The organism is Pseudomonas sp. EL_65y_Pfl1_R83 (assembly GCF_963970695.1).
In the GTDB taxonomy this organism is placed as follows: Bacteria; Pseudomonadota; Gammaproteobacteria; order Pseudomonadales; family Pseudomonadaceae; genus Aquipseudomonas; species Aquipseudomonas tritici.
Genome location: NZ_CAXAQI010000305.1, coordinates 1 through 492, shown reverse-complemented (window position 1 = coordinate 492; position 492 = coordinate 1). Strand labels below are relative to the sequence as shown.

At 68.3% G+C, this 492-nt stretch carries 1 protein-coding gene; it reads right to left on the bottom strand.

From position 1 onward, the window contains the following. The coding region (locus AACY08_RS29015; protein ID WP_339472521.1) for a hypothetical protein at window positions 1-492 on the bottom strand (492 nt) is incomplete at both ends.

Below are 492 nucleotides of genomic sequence, written 5' to 3'. Positions count from 1 at the left end.
TCGCCATCAGCTGGTGCGGCGTCGCGCCATTCTGCGCCGCCAGTGTCGCGCCGGCCTTGCGGAGCCCGTGGGCGCGTCCGGGAACGCCGGCCTCCTTGCACCTGTCGGCAAACCAGTTACCCAACCCCTTGACCGTGTGGGGCTTGCCGAAGCTCGTCTCAAGGAACGTCATGGTGCCCAGCGTGCCGGCGTCCTTGGCGTCCTGCAGGACCGTCTCGAGCTGCGGCAGGATCGGGATGACGAGGTCGACCGGGTCCTTGTTCCGGTTCTTGTGCTGGCGGAAGGCCAGCCAGCGGCCGGCATGGATCTGCCGCAGCTTGGGCGCGACGTGGCGCGGCTTTCGGATATGCTGCCTGCCGAACTTGGCGACGTCGCTGATGCGCTGGCCCAGCAGCAGGAACAGCATCAGGGCCAGATGCGCCTTGGTGCCGGCGGCGTGCCGCTCGACGAAAAGCTCGATCTCCGGAACGCTCCAGGTGTGGTGGCCCGTCG